Annotated in this window: 16 protein-coding genes; 8 read left to right on the top strand and 8 right to left on the bottom strand. The window is 74.1% G+C overall.

The window, feature by feature from the left end:
* Window positions 1-3 precede the first annotated feature (3 nt).
* Window positions 4-837, top strand: a complete 834-nt coding sequence (locus T328_RS21700) for an MBL fold metallo-hydrolase (RefSeq protein WP_496497784.1) — start codon at window positions 4-6, stop codon at window positions 835-837.
* Between the two features lie 192 nt (window positions 838-1,029).
* Here the strand turns inward: T328_RS21700 and T328_RS21705 are convergent, their stop codons facing one another.
* Complete coding sequence (locus tag T328_RS21705; protein WP_407565948.1) at window positions 1,030-1,704, bottom strand: Crp/Fnr family transcriptional regulator; 675 nt, start codon at window positions 1,702-1,704, stop codon at window positions 1,030-1,032.
* 423 nt (window positions 1,705-2,127) lie between these two features.
* On the opposite strand from T328_RS21705, the gene T328_RS21710 reads away from it, so the two are divergent.
* Window positions 2,128-3,195, top strand: a complete 1,068-nt coding sequence (locus T328_RS21710; protein WP_496497785.1) for an ATP-binding cassette domain-containing protein — start codon at window positions 2,128-2,130, stop codon at window positions 3,193-3,195.
* Window positions 3,192-4,013: an ABC transporter permease gene (locus T328_RS21715; RefSeq protein WP_496497786.1), complete on the top strand. Its 822-nt coding sequence runs from the start codon at window positions 3,192-3,194 to the stop codon at window positions 4,011-4,013. The genes T328_RS21710 and T328_RS21715 overlap by 4 nt, the downstream gene beginning before the upstream one ends.
* Here T328_RS21715 and T328_RS21720 read toward each other — a convergent pair.
* From T328_RS21720 to T328_RS21730, 3 genes are all read right to left on the bottom strand, one after another.
* On the bottom strand, window positions 4,010-7,642 hold the full coding sequence (locus T328_RS21720; protein WP_496497787.1) for an AfsR/SARP family transcriptional regulator: 3,633 nt from the start codon (window positions 7,640-7,642) through the stop codon (window positions 4,010-4,012). The genes T328_RS21715 and T328_RS21720 overlap by 4 nt on opposite strands.
* Before the next feature lie 160 nt (window positions 7,643-7,802).
* The gene (locus T328_RS21725) at window positions 7,803-8,657 is read right to left on the bottom strand and encodes a geranyl diphosphate 2-C-methyltransferase (RefSeq protein ID WP_496497788.1); all 855 of its coding nucleotides are present in this window, start codon (window positions 8,655-8,657) and stop codon (window positions 7,803-7,805) included.
* A gap of 162 nt (window positions 8,658-8,819) precedes the next feature.
* The gene (locus tag T328_RS21730) at window positions 8,820-9,968 is read right to left on the bottom strand and encodes a family 2 encapsulin nanocompartment cargo protein terpene cyclase (RefSeq protein ID WP_496497789.1); all 1,149 of its coding nucleotides are present in this window, start codon (window positions 9,966-9,968) and stop codon (window positions 8,820-8,822) included.
* A gap of 235 nt (window positions 9,969-10,203) precedes the next feature.
* On the opposite strand from T328_RS21730, the gene T328_RS21735 reads away from it, so the two are divergent.
* Both T328_RS21735 and T328_RS21740 read left to right on the top strand, forming a co-directional pair.
* A complete protein-coding gene (locus T328_RS21735; RefSeq protein WP_496497790.1) occupies window positions 10,204-10,827 on the top strand; it encodes a TetR/AcrR family transcriptional regulator in 624 nt (207 codons plus the stop codon).
* A gap of 71 nt (window positions 10,828-10,898) precedes the next feature.
* Window positions 10,899-12,455, top strand: coding sequence for an MFS transporter (locus T328_RS21740; RefSeq protein WP_496497791.1), 1,557 nt, complete (start codon window positions 10,899-10,901; stop codon window positions 12,453-12,455).
* A 66-nt stretch (window positions 12,456-12,521) separates the two neighbouring features.
* Here T328_RS21740 and T328_RS21745 read toward each other — a convergent pair whose 3' ends face one another.
* The 4 genes from T328_RS21745 to T328_RS21760 all read right to left on the bottom strand — a co-directional run bounded on the left by T328_RS21745 (window position 12,522) and on the right by T328_RS21760 (window position 15,877).
* The gene (locus T328_RS21745; protein ID WP_496497792.1) at window positions 12,522-13,490 is read right to left on the bottom strand and encodes a zinc-binding dehydrogenase; all 969 of its coding nucleotides are present in this window, start codon (window positions 13,488-13,490) and stop codon (window positions 12,522-12,524) included.
* A 66-nt stretch (window positions 13,491-13,556) separates the two neighbouring features.
* Window positions 13,557-14,426, bottom strand: coding sequence for an inositol monophosphatase family protein (locus T328_RS21750; RefSeq protein ID WP_496497793.1), 870 nt, complete (start codon window positions 14,424-14,426; stop codon window positions 13,557-13,559).
* A gap of 76 nt (window positions 14,427-14,502) precedes the next feature.
* Entirely contained in the window at window positions 14,503-15,615 is a 1,113-nt protein-coding gene (locus T328_RS21755; protein WP_496497794.1) for a flotillin family protein, read from the bottom strand.
* 10 nt (window positions 15,616-15,625) lie between these two features.
* A complete protein-coding gene (locus T328_RS21760) occupies window positions 15,626-15,877 on the bottom strand; it encodes an NfeD C-terminal domain-containing protein (protein WP_496497795.1) in 252 nt (83 codons plus the stop codon).
* 148 nt (window positions 15,878-16,025) lie between these two features.
* On the opposite strand from T328_RS21760, the gene nth reads away from it, so the two are divergent.
* The 3 genes from nth to T328_RS21775 all read left to right on the top strand — a co-directional run bounded on the left by nth (window position 16,026) and on the right by T328_RS21775 (window position 18,970).
* Window positions 16,026-16,856 carry an endonuclease III gene (nth, locus tag T328_RS21765; RefSeq protein ID WP_496497796.1) on the top strand — a complete coding sequence of 277 codons (831 nt, stop codon included), beginning with the start codon at window positions 16,026-16,028 and terminating at the stop codon, window positions 16,854-16,856.
* A gap of 176 nt (window positions 16,857-17,032) precedes the next feature.
* Window positions 17,033-17,758: an NUDIX hydrolase gene (locus tag T328_RS21770; RefSeq protein ID WP_496497876.1), complete on the top strand. Its 726-nt coding sequence runs from the start codon at window positions 17,033-17,035 to the stop codon at window positions 17,756-17,758.
* Window positions 17,759-17,770: 12 nt separating this feature from the next.
* Complete coding sequence (locus T328_RS21775) at window positions 17,771-18,970, top strand: MarP family serine protease (protein ID WP_496497797.1); 1,200 nt, start codon at window positions 17,771-17,773, stop codon at window positions 18,968-18,970.
* The last annotated feature ends 153 nt before the right edge of the window (window positions 18,971-19,123 follow it).

Here is a 19,123-nt window from a genome sequence, read left to right on the forward strand (position 1 = left end):
CGTATGACGGGCGCGGCGGCGCTGCCCGGCCAGCCGCGCGGCGGCGTGCTCGGCGGACCGGCCACTGCCCGCGCGACGTGCGTGCTGGCGCCCAACGCCTCGCCCATGACGCTCGACGGCACGAACACGTGGATCGTCGCCGAGCCGGACTCCCCGCGTGCCGTGGTGATCGACCCGGGCCCTCTGGACGAAGGCCATCTGGCGGCGGTCGTGGACACCGCGGAGCGGGCGGGCCTGCGGGTGGCGCTCACGCTGCTCACCCACGGGCACGCGGACCACGCCGAGGGCGCGGCCCGGTTCGCGGAGCTGACCGGGACGAAGGTGCGGGCGCTGGACCCGGCGCTGCGCCTCGGCGACGAGGGGCTGGCCGCGGGGGACGTGATCACCGTCGGCGGGCTGGAGCTGCGGGTCGTACCCACGCCGGGGCACACGGCGGACTCGCTCTGCTTCCACCTGCCGGCCGACGCCGCCGTGCTCACCGGCGACACGGTCCTCGGCCGCGGCACGACGGTGGTCGCCCACCCGGACGGCCGGCTGGGCGACTATCTGGACTCGCTGCGCCGGCTGCAGTCCCTGGCGGTGGACGACGGCGTCGTGACGGTGCTGCCGGGTCACGGGCCGGTGCTGGAAGACGCGCAAGGCGCGGTGGAGTACTACCTGGCGCACCGCGCGACGCGGCTGGCGCAGGTCGAGACGGCGGTCGAGAACGGGTACCGCACGCCGTCGGACGTGGTGGCGCACGTGTACGCGGACGTGGACCGTACGCTGTGGCCGGCGGCGGAGCTGTCGGTGCGGGCCCAGCTGGAGTACCTGGAGGAGCACGGCCTGATCACCTGACGCGGTGCGTTGCAACCGGGCCGGCACAACCGGGTCCGCATGGCCGGGGGTCCGTACGCGATCCCGCGCCGTCCGCCACGGCCCGGTGTCCGCTCGGGCTCGGCTCCGCGGCTGCGCGGCCGAGTCGGCTCGGTCGCCGGGTCGGCTCCGCCTCCGGGTCGGCTCCGCCTCCGGGTCGGCCGCGCGGCGGGGTCAGCGACTCCTCTTGGCCAGGCGCTCCACGTCCAGGAGGATCACCGCCCGCGCCTCCAGGCGCAGCCAGCCGCGGCTGGCGAAGTCCGCCAGCGCCTTGTTGACCGTCTCCCGGGAGGCGCCGACCAGCTGGGCCAGCTCCTCCTGCGTCAGGTCGTGCACGACGTGGATGCCCTCGTCCGCCTGCACGCCGAAGCGCCGCGAGAGGTCCAGCAGGGCGCGGGCGACGCGGCCCGGGACGTCGGAGAAGACCAGGTCCGACATCTGGTCGTTCGTGCGCCGCAGCCGGCGGGCGACCGCCCGCAGCAGCGCGGAGGCGACCTCGGGGCGGGCGTTCAGCCAGGGCTGGAGGTCGCCGTGGCCGAGGCCCAGCAGCTTCACCTCGGTCAGCGCCGTGGCGGTCGCCGTGCGCGGGCCCGGGTCGAACAGGGACAGCTCGCCGATCAGCTCGCCGGGGCCGAGCACGGCCAGCATGTTCTCGCGTCCGTCGGGGGAGGTGCGGTGGAGCTTGACCTTGCCCTCGGTGACGACGTACAGCCGGTCGCCGGGCTCGCCCTCGTGGAAGAGCGCGTCACCGCGCGACAGCGTCGCCTCGGTCATGGAGGCACGCAGCTCCGCGGCCTGCTCGTCGTCGAGCGCGGCGAAGAGGGGCGCGCGCCGCAGAACGTCGTCCACGAGTTCTCTCCTTGTCGGGGTGCCCGGGCGACCGCGGGGCCGTTGCTCGGTCGGCCCGTCGCTTTCCATGATGCCGGACAGTAAAACAGTGCGATCAGTCACAAGTTTGACGTACCGCAGCGTGAACCGTACGCCAGGGGTCCGATTGGCGGCACTTTTCCGGTGGTCGGCGGAGGGCGCCCGGGGGCTTGCGCGGGGGCGTGCGCACGCGCGTGGAGGCCCGGGCGGGCGCTCAACGAGCCGGTCGGGGCGCCGCCGTGCGCGACGCGCGGGTTGACCCGTACGGCCCTATTCCGCTCTCAGCGAACGCACCTCCCGCAATCCGATAATCCGGACATAACGCCGCCGTGACAGCGCCCTGTGCGCGCCGTGCCAGCGGCCCTCGGCACGCTCCTTCCCGCAGACCAAGAAGGAGACACCCGTATGACTTACGCATTCCGGGCCGAGGGCCTGGTCAAACGGTTCGGCGCGACGACCGCGCTGGCCGGCGTCGACCTCGCGGCCCGCCAGGGCACCGTCCTCGGCGTCCTCGGCCCCAACGGCGCCGGCAAGACCACGGCCGTACGCATCCTCGCCACCCTCCTCCGCCCCGACGAGGGCGTCGCGACCGTCGGTGGCCTCGACGTCGTGCGCGACGCCGGCGAGGTGCGCCGGCTGATCGGGCTCACCGGCCAGTACGCGTCGGTGGACGAGGACCTGACCGGCGCCGAAAACCTCCTGCTCATCGGCCGGCTCCTCGACATGCGCACCGCCGACGCCCGGGCGCGCGCCCGCGAACTGCTCGCGCACTTCGAGCTGGCCGAGGCCGCCGGCCGCCCCGTGAAGACGTACTCGGGCGGCATGCGCCGCCGTCTCGACCTCGCGGCGTCCCTCGTCGGCCGGCCCGACGTCATCTACCTCGACGAGCCGACGACGGGCCTGGACCCGGTGCGCCGCGAGGACGTCTGGGGCATCATCCGCTCACTCGTCGGGGACGGCGTGACCGTGCTGCTCACCACCCAGTACCTGGAGGAGGCCGACGCGCTGGCCGACGAGATCTCCGTCATCGACCACGGCCGGGTCATCGCCCACGGCACCCCGGGCGAGCTGAAGCAGCGCGTCGGCGGTCGCCACCTCGACCTGCGCCCGCTGGATCCGGCACGGCTGCTGGAGTCGGCGGAGATCCTCGCGGCGGTGGCCGGCACGTACCCGGAGTCACCGACGCGCGGCACGCTTACCGTCCCCGTCGAGGGCGACGAGATGCTCACCGCGGCCGTACGCCGCCTCGACGAGGCCGGCATCGCGGTGGCCGAACTGTCGCTGCGGCTGCCCGACCTGGACGACGTGTTCTTCACCCTCACCGGCCACGGCACGGCCGCCCCGTCCGGGGCCGTCACCGAAGCGGCCGAAGCGGCCGAAGTGACCGAAGCGGCAAACCCTGCAGAGCCTGCCGACCCCGCCGGCCCGTCCGACCCGAGCGGCACGACCAAGACCGAGGAGCCCGTCCGATGACCACGCTCACCGCCCCCGAGCGGACCGCCGTGCCGTCCCGCAGGGAGAGCGCCGCGCGCCCCTTGCCCCTCGTACGGCACAGCATCGCGCTCGCCGGCCGCAGCCTGATCAAGACCGCGCGCACGCCCGAGCAACTGATCGACGTGACGCTGCAGCCGATCCTCTTCGTCATCATGTTCCTGTACCTGCTGGGCGGCGCGGTCGCCGGCTCGACGCAGGAGTACCTGCAGACCCTGCTGCCGGCGCTCATGGTGATGAGCACGGTCTTCGCCTCCGTCCAGACCGGCATCAACCTCAACGACGACATCAAGAAAGGTATCTTCGACCGCTTCCGGAGCATGCCCATCGCCCGCTCCGCGCCGCTGATCGGCTCGGTGCTCGGGGACCTGATCCGGTTCGTCATCCTGATAGTGGTGCAACTGGGCTTCGGCTATGCGGTGGGCTTCCGGATCGAGACGGATCCGCTGTCGGCGCTGGCGGCCTGCCTGCTGGTGATGTTCTTCGCGTTCTGCCTGACGTGGGTGTTCGTGCTGATCGGGATGCTGGCGCGGGAGCCGGGGGCGGTACAGGGCATCGGCTTCATGGCGATGTTCCCGCTGACCTTCGGGACCAACGTACTGGTGCCCACCGACACCCTGCCCGGCTGGCTGCAGGCGTGGGTCGACGTCAACCCGGTGACCGCGGTGATGGAGACCGCGCGCGGGCTGATGGTCGGGGGCGCGGTTGCGGGGCCGGTGCTGGAGACGGTGCTGTGGAGCGCGGGGGTGTTCGCGGTGTTCTTCCCGCTGGCGGTACGGGCGTACCGGCGGCGCGCCTAGGGGGTGCCGGGGGCGGGGCGGTCGGCGGTGTCTTCGGCGGTATCGGCGGTGTCCGTGCTCCCGGCGGTGTCCGTGTTCCCGGCGGTGTCCGCGTGCCCGGTCACGTATCCGCGCAGCAGCTCGATCGCGTCGCCCTGCTTGAGCGCGGCGCCGCGGGCCCGGGCCGGCTCGAAGCCCGTGCCGAGTTCGCGGCGCAGCCGGGCGGTCAGCTCCGTGGCGTCCGGCAGCGCGACATCGCCGACTCCGCGGACGGCGTCGGCCGCGCCGAGCAGCTCGGCGGCCCGGACGGCCGACGGCGCCGCCCACGGTTCCGCCGCCCTTCCTGCCACCTCCTGCTCCGCCGCTCCCGCTCCCGCCTCCGCCGCCAGCGTCGCCACGCCGACCCCGACGATCGCCACCACCGGCATGTCCTTCACCCTGACCCCGATATCGAGCGCCGTCGCCAGTTCCGTACGGGCACCGGCCAAGTCCCCCCGTACGCACGCCAGCAGCCCCCGCCCCGTCCGTACGATCGCCTCGATCTGCGGCACCGCCAACGTGCCCCGCCGCAGCGTCCCCAGCGCCGCCTCGTACCACCGCGCCGCCTCGTCCCACTCCCCCGCTCGGCGCGCGAGATCGCCCAGGACATCGCGGCAGAGCGCCGCGACGTGCGAGCGCCCGTCGCGCGCCGCCGTACGCAACACGCGGTGCAACTCCGCGCGCGCGGTCTCCGTGCGCCCCTGCGCTGCGTCGAGCATGGCGAGGCGGACGCGCAACTGCCCCACGTCGTCCTCGGCGTGCACCTCCCGCATCAGCCGCAGCGCCTCCTCGTACCCCGACCGCGCCCGTTCGGCGTCCCCCAGCAGCGCCCGGTACTCGCTGAGCTGGTGCAGCGCCATCGCCAGCCCCCACCGGTCGCCGACCTCGCGGAACCCGTCCGCCGCCGCCACCAGGTCGGCCGCCAGCCCCGGCGCGTACCCCCGGTTCTCCCGGAACGCGGCCCGGATCATCCGCAGCAGCGCCCGCGCCCACGGGTCCGGGTGCCCCAGCCGCGCGTCGATCGCGGCGAGCCCGCGCTCGTCGTCGTCCGTGAACATCGCGATGCCCGGTTCCAGCACCGCCAGCATCGGATGCCCGCCCTCCGGGTCGACGCGCGCCGCCAGCGCCGTCAGCTCCTCGACGCTCTCCGCGCTGGGCCGGGTCTGGCCGGCGGTGACGGAGTTGATCAGGTAGAAGCCGAGGGCGACGGCGTGCGGTTCGAGGGGAGGGTCGCCGGGGACGTCGAGCGCGAGGCGCAGCCAGTCGGCGGCTTCGGTGTGGTTGCCGAGGATCATCCAGTAGACGCCGAGGGCGGCGACCAGGCGGACGGCGGTCTCGGCGTCCTCGACGTCGACGGCGTGGCGCATGGCCGCGAGGAGGTTGTCGTGCTCGGCGTCGAGCAGGGCGATCCAGCCGAGCTGTTCGTGGCCGCGGACCTGCGGGTCGGCGCTCTCGGCGAGCCGGAGGAAGTACGCGGCGTGGGCGGTCCGTACGCGGTCGAGGTCGCCGGCCTCGGCGAGGCGGTCGCGGCCGAACTCGCGGATGGTCTCCAGCATGCGGTAGCGCGGCCCGGCGCCCGGCTGGGCTTGCGCGCCCTGCGCGCCCTGCGCGCCTTGCTGTGCTTCGGCGATCTGCAGCAGGGACTTGTCGGCGAGCGCGGCGAGCAGGTCGAGCGCGGTGACGACGTCCATGCCGCACACGCCCGCGACGGACTCGGGCGTCGCGCCGCCGGGGAACACCGACAGCCACTCCGCGAGCCGCCGCTCCTCGTCGTCGAGCAGCTCCCAGCTCCAGGCGACGACGGCCTGGAGCGTACGGTGCCGGGGCAGCGCGGTCCGGCTGCCGGTGGTCAGCAGCCGGAACCGGTTGTCCAGGCGGGCGGCGACCTGCTCGACGGGCAGCGAACGCAGCCGGGCGGCGGCCAGCTCGATGGCCAGCGGCAGGCCGTCGAGGCGGCGGCAGATCTCGGCGACGGTGGCGGCGTTGCCGGGGCCGACGGCGAAGTCGGGGCGGGCGGCGTGGGCGCGGTCGGCGAAGAGGCGCACGGCGGGGGCGGTCGCGGAGTCCGCGGCGCCCGGAGAGTCCGCGCCACCCGGGGAATCCGCGGCGGCCGGCGCCGGCAGGCCCAGGGGCGGCACGGGACACAGGGCCTCGCCGTCGATGCCCAGCGGCTCGCGGCTGGTGGCGAGGACGCGCAGGTCCGGGCAGCGGCGCAGGAGGTGGTCGGCGAGGTGGGCGGCGGCGGAGACGACGTGCTCGCAGTTGTCGAGTACGAGGGTGGTGGGCGCGGCGGCGAAGGCGTCGGTGAGCCGGGTCAGCACGTCGCGCGGGGGGAGGTGGCGGTTGTCGAGTACGGCGGTCTCGCGCTGGCCCAGGGCGCCGAGCACGGCGAACGGAACGTCGTCGCCGCCGGTCACCGGCGCGAGTTCGACGAGCCACACGCCGCCGGGGGAGGCGTCGAGCAGCCCGGCGGCGGCGGTCGTGGCCAGCCTCGTCTTGCCGGCGCCGCCGGGGCCGGTGAGGGTGACGAGCCGCGAGCCGCCGAGCAGCGCGCGCACCCGGCGCACCTCGTCGTCGCGCCCGACGAAGCTGGTGAGGGCGGCGCGCAGGTTGGTACGGGCCGGGGGCGCGGGTTCGTCGGGGGCGAGCGGCCCGGCGTCCGCGCCCGGGGCGGTCCGGGTGTCGCCGGGGCCCGGCCGCGTACGGTACGAACCGCTCGCGTCGCCGGCGCCGCCCGGTCGCGTACCGTACGGCCCGCTCGAACCGCTCGCCGCACCTGAACCGCCCGAAACGCGCGTGCCGTCGCACCCCGCCACGTCGCCCCGCAGCACCGCCACGTGCAGCTCCCGCAGCCGCTCCGACGGATCCACGCCCAGCTCCTCCGCCAGCAGCGCGCGGAACTCCTCGTACGCCGCCAGCGCCTCCGACTGCCGTCCCGCCGCGCACAGCGCGCGGATGAGCAGCGCGCGCGGGCGCTCGCGCAGCGGGTACGCCGCCGTGAGCGCCTCCAGCTCGGGGACCGCGGCGCTCGACCGTCCGGTGGCGTGCCCGCCGGGCGCCCGGGCGCCGCCGACGGGCCCGCCCTCGGCGAGTTCGGCCTCGACGCGGTCCTCGGTGGCCTCCAGCCGCAGCTCCTCCAGCCGATGCGCGGGCGCCGTCGCGAACGGCGCGTCCGCCACGTCCGCGAGCGCCGGCCCCCGCCACAGCGCCAGCGCCTCGTCCAGCCGCCGCCGCGCGCCCGCGGGGTCGCCCGCCGCCAGCGCCTCGCGCCCGGCGTGCGCCAGCCGCTCGAAGCGCACGGCGTCCACCGCCTCCGGCGGCAGCGCGAGCCGGTAGCCGGCGGGCCCGTACGCGATGGCGTCGGCCCGGCCGAGGGCCCGGCGGAGCCGGGAGACGAGGGACTGCAGCGCGTTGCCGGGGTCGGCGGGGGCGGCGTCGCCCCAGAGGTCGTCGGCGAGCAGCACCGTGCCGACGTACCGGCCGGGGTCGAGCGCGAGCCGTACGAGCAGGGCGCGCAGCCGGCCGCCGGCGATCTTCACCGGCACCCCGCCGACCGCCACCTCAAGCGGACCCAGCACTCCGATGCGCACGTAGGCCAGCCTCTCACGCACCCCGTGAGCGGCCGATCTCCTTTTACCCGCAGCTGAACCGCGGCGCCTGCCGGGCCCCGGAACCCGGCCCCGGAACCCCGGACACCGGCGCCGTCCCCGGTGAGCCCCGCCGACCACGGGCGTCCACCGGGCGAGCAGGGTCGATTCCGATCGGACTCGATCAGACCCGATCCGCGGCGATCAGCAGGTACTGGAAACTCCCGCTGCGGTACGCCGTGAGGAACACGTCCTCGATCCCCGTCGCCACCGAGGACTTGGCCCGCAGCTCCCAGTACGGGATCGTCGCCTCGGTCAGGTCGACGACCTCCGCGGGCACCAGCCGGTGCGCCGCCAGCTCCTTGAAGTACGTCGACCGCGGGTGGACGTTGCAGATGTAGTGCGCGTTGATCTGGCTGACCGCGCGGGACGGCAGACCGTACGCGTCGTTGTAGCAGCCGGTGATGGTCACGTACCGGCCGCCGCGGGCGAGCAGCCGGGAGTGCTCCTCGAAGAGCTGCGCCAGCTCCACGTACATGGTGCTCTCGTTGTTCCAGATCCCGCGGAACGCGCCCTTCTCGAAGCCCGTGTCGAGCATGTTCTTCAGGTAGAACCGCACCGCGCTCCCCAGGCCGCGGCGCTGCACCTGGTCGTTGGCGAAGGCGACCTGGGACTGCGAGATCGAGATGCCGTCGACGCGGCAGCCGAATCGTTCGTGCGCCATGAAACTCGTGCCGCCGCGGCCGGAGCCGGCGTCCAGCAGCCGGGCGGCGGGGTCGGGCTCGCCGAGGTGGTCCAGCAGGAGCGTGGCCTGCGCGGTCTCCAGGCGGTGCAACTCCGCGATCATCCGCGCTTCCCGGGTCTCCTCCGGACCCTCCAGCACGGACTGGTCGACCTCGCCGATGCCGTAGTGGTGGTGGTACGTCCCGCTGACGTCGCCGAGCCGGAGGTTGACCGGGTCCTTCTCCCGGTTCCAGTAGTCGGCGATGGAGTGCTGGTAAGGGCTGGTGAGGACGTTCGTGTCGGCGGCTGCCGCCATGGGCGTTCTCCTTCTGAGGGCGTGCTGCAGCGTGCTGCGGCTGAGGCTGCTGAGGCGTGGTCGAGCGCGTGCCGGGATCCGGGGCGCGTAGGACGTGGGTGACGGTGGGAATGAGCGGGACGGGTCGGGAGGGGCCGGGTGCCGCGGACGGGCCCGGCCCCGTCAGGCGGGCTGATAGCGCGCGCTGGTGGCGTGCCACTCCCCGCAGCCGCCCATCCACGCCCACACCCCGGCCAGGAAGCGGCCGAGCTGCGGGGAGCCGGCCGCCGTCAGAGCCGCGGCCTCCGTCTCGTAGGTGTGCATCAGCTCGTCGTGGATCAGGGCCGTTCGGTCCACCGCCTCCTGGAGGGTGCAGCCTTCCTCGGCGACGATCAGGTTGGGCAGGTTGGTGTCCGTGGGGTCTTCCTTTCCCATCGAGTACAGATCGTTGAGGAGCACACTGGCGGTGCCGGCGTAGAGGTATGTGCGGCGGACCCGGGCGTCGGCGAACTCGTCGGGCGGCAGCTCGTACCCGCTGACGGGATCCACCAGAACCATGCAGGGGAAGAACGCGTTCTCGTAGCGGTGCAGCAGGTACTCCCAGACCGCGGGTGTGCGCTCCGAGGCACGCCACTCGGCCTCCTGGCCGTACGCGACGAACATGACGGCCAACTCGTGCCGCAGCCGGGCGACCTGGGTGGGGCCCGCGTACCGCGAGAGGTGGGCGAGGGCGGAGCGGAAGGCGCGCAGCACCGGCTCGCGCTGGACGGTCTCCTCGAACCGCGGCATGTAGCGCGCGGGGAGGCGCACGGGGTCGACGACGGCGTGCGCCAGCGCCAGCCGCGGGCCGAGCAGGGCGGGGTCCGCGTCGTCCCCCTCGTCCACCCAGTGGTCGTCGACCGACCACTCAGACAGGCCGCACTTGGCGGCGGCGAGCAGCCGGTCGGGGTCGTCGCAGTCGGGGTGGGCGAGCATGAAGAGGCGGCCGAACTGGTGCGAGCGCAGGCGCTCGATGCGGCCGGTGAAGATGCCGGTCTCCTCGGCCCATGCCACCAGGCGCTCGTTGACCTCCTCGCCGAGCGCGGGGTCGTCGCGGAGGGCGCCGGGGCAGTGCAGCGGCGGGATGCGTACGCCGCCGCGCTCGGTGCGTCCGCCGGGCGGGGCCGCGGGCTCGGTACGGGGGGAGGGCTCGGGCTCCGGCTCGGACGGCGGCGCGGCCTCCGGCGCGTACCCCCGCAGCGGGCGCGCGGCGGCGGTGCCGAGGCCGGTGGGGCCGAGGGAGAGGAGGGCGCGGAGCGCGTCGGCGGGTGCTTCGGTCGGTGCTCCGGTCATGCGTGGCACCCGGCCTCCGCCGAGGCCGGCGAGGAGATCGTCATACTTCGACGCTAGGCATCCGGGCTGAGTGCGGCAATCGCTCGAAAGAGTATGCATAAAAGGGGGATTGGCAGGGTGGAGGGCCCTTCGTGAGATTTACCGGATAGAACGGTTGCGTTTCTCCCGGCCGGGATCTAGCGTGATGGTACGAAACCGTTCCGTACGATAAAGGCCCCGACGACAAGGACCAGCCATGCCCGGCAGACACGTCGGCCAACACCCCGGCCAGACCTCCGACGCCCGGATCCGCCGCCCCCGCATGACCCCCGAGCGCGAGCGTGAGCTGCTCGAAGCCGTCCTGGGCGTGCTGCGCGAGTCGGGGTACGAGGCGCTGTCGATGGACCTCGTCGCGACCCGTGCGCGGTGCAGCAAGGCGACTCTGTACCGGCAGTGGCACAGCAAGGCGGAGATGGTCGCCGCCGCGATGATCGCGAACCGGCCCGTGGACCCCGAGGCCGTCGACACCGGCTCGCTCCGCGGGGACCTGCTCTTCCTCGTCGAGGAGCTGTCCACTACCGCCGAGAAGGACACCGCGCTGATCGCCGCGATACATCACGCCGCGCTCACCGACACGGACCTGGCCGCGACCCTGCACGCCTCACTCGCGGACTACGAGTTCACGCACCTGTCCGCGCTCCTCGACCGCGCGCTGGAGCGCGGCGAGCTGCAACGGCGGCCGGGCGCGGCCGAGTTCCTCCCGCAGCTGCTGTTCGGCGCGGTCGTCACCCGCCCGCTGATCGACGGGGCGTACGCCGACTCCACGTACCTCGTCCGGTTCGTCGACGTGGTGCTGCTGCCGGCGCTGCGCCACTCCTGACCCGTACGACCCCCGCCCCCGGCGCCGTCGGCCCCGGTCTCAGAACCCTCCGACCCCACACGGAGCCCGCCATGTCCCGTACCCGCGCCGAGTCCGGCACCGGCCCCGCCGACGACCCCGCCGGCCGGTCCGGCACGGCCGACACCGCCGCGGCCGACGCCGTCCACGCCGCCCATGCCGAGCGCGCGCACCGCCACCGCTGGCTGATCCTCGGCGTCCTCGGCCTCGCCCAGCTGATGGTCGTCCTCGACGTGACCATCGTGAACATCGCCCTGCCGTCCGCTCAGGCCGACCTCGGCTTCTCCGACGGCGACCGGCAGTGGGTCGTCACCGCGTACTCGCTGGCCTTCGGCAGCCTTCTGCTCCTCGGCGGGCGCATCGCCGACCTCTTCGGCCGCAAGGTCACCTTCCTCGCCGGCCTCGTCGGCTTCGCCGCCGCCTCCGCCCTGGCCGGCGCCGCCGTGAACTTCGACATGCTCATCATCGCCCGCGCCCTCCAGGGCGCGTTCGGCGCGCTCCTCGCCCCGTCCGCGCTGTCCCTGCTGACGACGACGTTCACCGACCCGGGCGAGCGGGCGAAGGCGTTCAGCGTCTACGGCGCCGTGTCCGGTGCGGGCGGCGCCATCGGCCTGCTGCTGGGCGGCGTGCTCACCGAGTACCTGGACTGGCGTTGGACGCTGTACGTCAACCTGATCTTCGCCGTCTTCGCCTTCGCCGGCGCCGGCGCGCTGCTGGCCCGTACCGCGCGCGACCGCAGCGTCACGCTCGACGGGCCCGGCACGGCCCTGGTCACCACCGGCCTGTTCGCCGTCGTCTACGGCTTCTCCAACGCCGAGCACCAGGACTGGGGCGCGCCCGCCACCTGGGGGCTGCTGATCGCGGGCGGCGTGCTGCTCGCCGCGTTCGCCTGGTGGCAGACCCGCAGCCCGCATCCGCTGCTGCCGATGCGTATCGTCACCGACCGCAACCGCGGTGCGTCCTTCCTCGGCATGCTGATCGCCTCCGCCGGGATGTTCGGCGTCTTCCTGTTCCTCACGTACTATCTGCAGACCGGCCTGGAATACACCCCGGTCGAGTCCGGGCTCGCCTTTCTGCCCATGGTCGGCGGCCTCGTGATCGCCGCGACGCTCGCCACCAACGTCGCCGTGCCGCGCCTCGGGCCGCGGGCGGTGGTGCCGGTGGGCATGGCGATCGCGACCGCCGCCCTGGTGTGGATGACGACGCTGGACCTGAGCAGCTCGTACGTGGGGCACATCCTGCCGATGATCGTCGTGGCCGGCTTCGGGCTCGGGCTGGTCGTGGCAGCGGCGATGAGCCTGGGCACGCTCGGCGTCTCCGTACACGACGCGGGCGTGGCCTCCGCGACCGTCAACGCCATGCAGCAGGTCGGCGGCTCCATCGGCATCGCCCTGCTCAACACCCTGTCGGCCAGCGCCGCCACCGACTACCTGTCCGGGCGCGACCCCAGGGACCCGGCCGTGCGGGCGCAGGCGGCACTGGAGAGCTACCACACCGCGTTCTGGTGGTCGGCGGGCATCTTCGCCGTCGGCGCCATGGTGACCGTGTTCCTGTACCGGCGGGGTGCGCCCAAGGAACTGTCGGGCGGGGCGCCCACGATTCACATGTGAGCCCCGCCCGCGCCCGGTTCACGCCCTCACGCCCTCAGGCCCTCAGGCGCTCAGGCCCTCACGCGCTCACACGACGAGCAGCGACTTGCCCACCGTCGCGCGCCGGGCGAGCGAGGCGTGCGCCTCCTCGGCGCGCGCCAGCGGGTAGGTCGCGCCGATCGCGGGCCTGATGCGGCCCGCGGCGGCGAGGTCGAGGGCCTCGACGAGCGCGGCCTGCGCCACGGAATCGGCGGGAGGGCCGCTCGCCAGGGCGTTCGTCGCCCGTACGCCCCGCTCCTCCGCCCTGCCCGGGTCGATGTCGGCGAAGGCGCCGTCGGACGTCCCGTACGTCACGAACCTGCCGCCGCGCGCCACCGTCTCGAACACCACCCGGCCCAGCTCGCCCCCGGCGCCGTCGAAGGCCAGGTCGACGCCGTCCCCGCCGGTGGCCTCGCGGACCCGGTGCTGCCAGCCGTCCTCGGAGTAGTCGACGGCGTGCTCCGCGCCCAGCTCGCGGGCGAGGGCGAGCTTGCGCTCCCCGCGCGCCGCCGCGACGACGTGCGCCCCGGCGCCGCGCGCCAGCTGCAGCACCAGCGACCCCGCCCCGCCGGCCGCCGCCGCGACCAGCACCGTCTCGCCCGCGCGGGGCTGCCCCGCGCGGGCGAGGAGCACCGCCGTGACGCCGTCGTGCAGCACGGCCGCCGCCTCGGCGAAGCCGAGCCCGTCGGGAATCGCGGCGATCTTCGCCCCGTCGGCGACGACCCGCTCCGCGTACCCGCCGGACGCCGGGGCGACGACGCGCCGCCCGACCCACGCCCCGTCGACGCCCTCCCCGACGGCCAGCACCGTCCCGGCACCGCCGCCGCCCGGCACGTACGGCGGCTTCACCGGGAAGTACTCGCCGCCCCAGCCGCTGCGCAGCAGGGTGTCCAGGTAGATGACGTCGGCCACCTCCAGCCCCACGACGACCTGCCCGGGCCCGGCCACCGGCTCGGGCACCTCCGCCGGCACCAGCACCTCGGGCCCGCCGAACTCCCGTACCTCGATCGCACGCACCGCGACCACGCTCCCGTCTTGATCGACTCGACGCGGCCCAACGTAGGAGTTGAACAAGGGTTCAGGTCAACCGGCGCGGCCGGCGGGTCCGTCCCCCGCGCTGTCGCCGCCGCGGACCAGCTCCACCAGCGCGGCGTGCGTGTCGCCGTCCGCCGCCGCGATCAGCCCGCCCACACTGTCGTGCGGCGGGCGGCCGTCGATGCCCGTGACGACGCAGCCGGCCGCCCGGCACAGCGCGATCCCGGCGCCGAAGTGCACGCTGGCGCTCAGGTCGCCGCCGTCGGTGACGTACGCGGCGCGCCGGCCGGCGGCGACCCAGGCCAGCGCCAGCGTGGTCGACAGCACCCGCGGCCGGAAGCGGGCGGCGAACCCGGGGGCGGTCGGCAGCCGCGCCGCGTCGAAGGCGGGGGAGTGGGGGAACGGCGGGTCGAGGTTGACGTCGACGAGGCCGGAGCCGGGTGCCGGTGCCAGTTCCTCGTCCACGCCGTCGCGGCGCAGCAGGGCCCGTACGCCGTCGGTCCAGAACACCTCGCCGGCGAACGGGTCGGCGACGGCGGCCACGGTCGTCACGTCCCCGGCGCGCAGGGCGACGTTCACGGCGACCAGCGCGGTGCGGGCGGCGTAGTTCAACGTGCCGCACAGCGGGTCGACCAGCCACCTGCGCCGCGTGTCCGCCGGGCCGATCGCGCCGCTCTCTTCGCCGGTCACGGCGTCGTCGGGGCGGGCGGCGCGCAGCACGGCGACGACGGCCCGCTCGGCCTCGACGTCGGCGGTCGTGGCGAAGTCGCCCGCTGACTTCTCGTAGCGCCGCAGCGTCGTGCCGTACAGGTCGCGGAGCACCGCCGCACCCGCCAGGGCCGCCGCCACGGCCAGGCGCGCGTCGCTCGCACCCGGCGCATCCCCCGCCGCGTGCACCGGTTTCAGTTCTTCGTCCATACGACCAGCCTCCCCCCGCCGTACGCGACAGCGGCCGGCGGGGGGAGGCCGGGCGGAGCCTCCGGATCAACGGACCCTAGCGACTCGGCTGTTCGTCGCCCGCGGGCCGGGGCTGGGGCATGGTGTTCCGGACGGAGTCCAGGATGGTCAGCCCCTGGCCGACCAGCCCCGCCGTGAGCTGGCCGAGGCCGTCGGCGCCGTTCAGCACGTTGATGTTGGCGCCCTTCAGCCCGGCGGCGGCCTTCTCGACGATCTTCGGGAGCTGGTCGATCAGCTGCTGGTCCAGCGCGACCCGCTCGTACGAGGACGCCGCCTCGGCCTGGATCTTCATCCTCTCCGCCTCGGCCAGCGCCAGCACCCGGACCCGTTCGGCCTCCGCCTCCGCGGGCTTGACCACCTCGGCCTGCAGCTCCTGCTGGCGGAGCCGGGCCGCGCGCTCGGCCAGCTCGGTCTGCGCGGCGAGCACGTCCTGCTGGGCGTGCGCCCGCGCCAGCGGCCCGGCCTGCGCCGCCTCCGCCTCGACCCGGCTGACCTCGGCCTGGTACTGCGCCCGCACCATGGCGGTCTCCCGGGCGTACTCGGCCTGCTTCCGCGCGGACTCCTGCTCCGCCTCGGACGCCTTCTGCGCCGCCTGCGCCTCGGCGATCTTCGCCTCCCGCTGGATGGCCGCCTGGTGCGGCGCCGACATCGCCCTGATGTAGCCGGTGTCGCCGTCGTCGATCGACTGGATCTGGAACGAGTCGACGATCAGGCCGATCCGGCCCATCTCGCTCTTGGAGGTCTCCACCACCTCGGAGGCGAGCTTCTGCCGCTCGGTGACGATCTCCTCGACCGTCATCGAGCCGATGATGGCGCGGAGGTGACCGGCGAAGATCCGCCCGGTCAGCACCGACATCTCCTTCTGCTCGGAGAGGAAGCGCTGCCCGGCGTTGACGATGCTCTCGATGTCGTTGCCGACCTTGAAGGCGATGACGGACCGTACCGTGAGCGGGATGCCCTGCCTGGTCACGCAGTGCTCGGCGACCTCCGCCTCGTGCATCGCCAGCGACAGGAAGCGGGTCTTGCGGAAGATCGGCAATACGAACCTGCCGTGCCCGACGACGACGCGGAACGGCGCACCGTCCCGCCGGCGCCTGCCGCCCGACACCAGCATGGCCTGGTCGGGGGCCGGAACGCGATAGCCGAACATGCTTACCTCCTCAATCGACGGGACCGATGCCGCCGGTCAGCTCGTCCAACGGATCGGTCCACGCGATCACGGTGACCTGGCGACCGCCGCAGTACTCGGTGACCAGCACCTCCGCCCCCTCGGGCAGCGGCTCGGCGGACCAGGCGAGAAAGGTCTCGGTGCCGCCCCTGACCCGTACCAGGACCTCGCCGGGGCCGGCGGAGCCGCGGGTGGCGATGACGAGTACGCCGAGACAGCCGATCACGGCGTCGTCAGGCACCATCGATGGATCCCCTCCATCACCCTGCTCGCGACGGTCATGCTTACCCTGCTCACGACGACGGCCGCTCAATCTTGGTTTCCTCCCTCCGGGAGGGGGCCCGGGCGGGTTTCGCTCTTGGGTGTCAGTGAGGGCCCGTAGGCTGGCCCCCATGGCGAAGAGTGGCAAGGCAGCGCCCGCGGCCGGGGGCCGCGCGGTGGTGCGCAAGGCGAAACCGGCGCCGACGCGGACGGGGCTGGTGCGGCAGGCCCGGCGGATCTACCGCGAGCTGGCCGAGGTGTATCCGTACGCGCACCCGGAGCTGGACTTCGAGAACGCGTATCAGCTGCTCATCGCCACCGTGCTCTCCGCGCAGACCACCGACCTCCGGGTGAACCAGACGACGCCCGCGCTCTTCGCGACGTACCCGACGCCCGAGGACCTGGCCGCGGCCAATCCGGAGGAGGTCGAGGAGCTGATCCGGCCGACCGGCTTCTTCCGCGCCAAGACCAAGTCGATCATGGGCCTTTCGCAGGCCCTGCGGGACGACTTCGGGGGCGAGGTCCCGGGGAACCTGAAGGACCTGGTCAAGCTGCCGGGCGTGGGCCGGAAGACCGCGTTCGTCGTCCTCGGCAACGCCTTCGGGGTCCCCGGCATCACGGTCGACACGCACTTCGCCCGGCTCGTGCGGCGCTGGAAGTGGACCGAGCAGACCGACCCCGACAAGATCGAGCAGGAGATCGGGTCCCTCTTCCCGAAGAAGGACTGGACGATGCTCTCGCACTACGTGATATTCCACGGCCGGCGCATCTGCCACTCCCGCAAGCCCGCCTGCGGCGCCTGCCCCATCGCCCCGCTCTGCCCGGCGTACGGCGAGGGGGAGACGGATCCGGAGAAGGCGCAGAAGCTGCTGAAGTACGAGAAGGGCGGCATGCCGGGGCAGCGCCTCAAGCCGCCGCCGGACTACCCCGGCAAGCCCGCGCCCCCGCTGGGAGCCGCATGACGCGCGCACGCGGGATGCCCGGCGGACCGGGCGGCGGCGGCGCGGCCACGGGGGCGGGCCCGGGTGCGGGTGTGGCGGCGGCGCACGGGGGCGCGCGGAGTGCCGCCGGGGACGCGGACTCCGCCCGTACGCCGGTGGATTCGGCCCGTACGCCGGTGCACTCCGCCGCTACGCCCATGGACTCCGCCCGTACGCCCGCGGATTCGGCCGGTGCGCTCGCGGACTCGGCGCGCGCGTCCGTGGCCGTCAGCGACGACGGGCTGCCCGACTGGCTGACGCCCGTCGCCGACGCGGCCCGTACCGTACGGCCCGAGCAGCTGAGCCGTTTCCTCCCGCCTGACGGCGACGGCGGCCGGCCCGCCGCCGTGCTCGTCCTCTTCGGCGACGGCGACCACGGCCCCGAACTGCTGCTCACCGAGCGCGCCAGCTCGCTGCGCTCGCACGCCGGCCAGCCCTCCTTCCCCGGCGGCTCCCTCGACCCCGAAGACGGCGACCCCGAGGGCGAAGGACCGCCGCGCGCCGCGCTGCGCGAGGCGCAGGAGGAGACCGGACTCGACCCCGCGGGCGTGCAGGTGTTCTCCGTGCTCCCCCGGCTGTACATCCCGGTCAGCGGCTTCGTCGTCTCGCCCGTGCTCGGCTGGTGGCGTGAGCCCAGCCCCGTCGGCGTCGTCGACCCGGCCGAGACGGCCCGGGTGTTCAGCGTCACCGTGGCGGATCTCACCGACCCGGCGAACCGGGCCATGGCCGTGCATCCGCGCGGCCACCTCGGCCCCGCGTTCCTCGTCGGCTCCGCGCTGGTCTGGGGTTTCACCGCCGGCGTGATCGACCGGATTCTGCACCTGGCGGGGTGGGAGCGCCCGTGGGATCGCGAACGCCGGGTGCCGCTCGACTGGCACGCATGAGACGGTTACCGGGTGAACGTGCTGGACATCCTGCTGGTGGTGGCGGCCATGTGGTTCGCCGTGGTCGGCTACCGCCAAGGCTTCGTGGTCGGCGTCCTGTCCGTCTGCGGCTTCGTCGGCGGCGGGCTGCTGGCCATCTATCTGCTGCCGGTCATCTGGGACTTGGCGACCGACGGCGCCGCCCTCGGCCCGACGGCCGCGTTCGGCGCCATCGTTCTCGTGCTCATAGCGGCCTCCGTGGGCCAGGGGCTCACCACCCACCTCGGCAACCAGCTGCGGCAGTACATCACCTGGTCCCCCGCCCGCTCCCTCGACGCCACCGGCGGCGCGCTGGTCAACGTCGTGGCGCTGCTGCTCGTCGCCTGGCTGCTCGGCACGGCGCTGGCGACGACGACGCTGCCGACCGTCGCCCGCGAGGTGCGTGCGTCGAAGGTGCTGGGCGGCGTGGCCGAGGTGATGCCGAAGAGCGCCGACACCTGGCTCGGCGAGTTCAGCTCGGTGCTCTCGGAGAACCGCTTCCCGCAGGTCTTCGCGCCGTTCCAGAGCGAGCAGATCACGAACGTCCCGGCGCCCGACCCCGCGCTGGTCAACAGCCCGGTGGTGGAGCAGGCCCGGGAGAGCATCGTCAAGGTCGTCGGCACCGCCCCGTCGTGCGGCAAGCAGCTGGAGGGCACCGGGTTCGTCTTCGCGCCGCAGCGCGTGATGACCAACGCGCACGTCGTGGGCGGTGTCGACGAGCCCACCGTGCAGATCGGCGGCGAGGGCCGGATCTACGACGGCGAGGTCGTGCTCTACGACTGGGAGCGGGACATCGCCGTGCTGGAGGTCCCCGAGCTGGACGCCCCCGCCCTGCCGTTCGACCAGGACGACGCCGGGCGCGGCGACGACGCCATCGTCGCCGGCTTCCCGGAGAACGGCGGCTTCGACGTCCGGGCGGCGCGCGTGCGCGACCGTATAACGGCCAACGGCCCGGACATCTACCGCCGCGGCACGGTCAACCGCGACGTCTACTCGCTCTTCACCCTCGTCCGCCAGGGCAACTCCGGCGGCCCGCTGCTCAACCCCGAGGGCGCCGTCGTGGGCGTCATCTTCGCCCGGTCCATGGACGACCAGGACACCGGCTATGCGCTGACCGTCGACGAGGTCCGGGACGACATCGAACGCGGACGCACGGCATCGCGGCAGGTGGACAGCGACAGCTGCGCCATGTGAGACGCCGGAGGGCTGGGGGCGGGGCCCGCGGGATCCTTATGGAGACCCGGATGGAGAACCGGATGAAGATCCGGATGAGGACCTGGACCCGGTGGTGCCGCTCAGTGCACGCGCCGCAACCGAGCGCTCATCCAGCGGGCCCGGCGGCGGAGA

It is taken from the genome of Streptomyces sp. CNX435, from assembly GCF_059570575.1.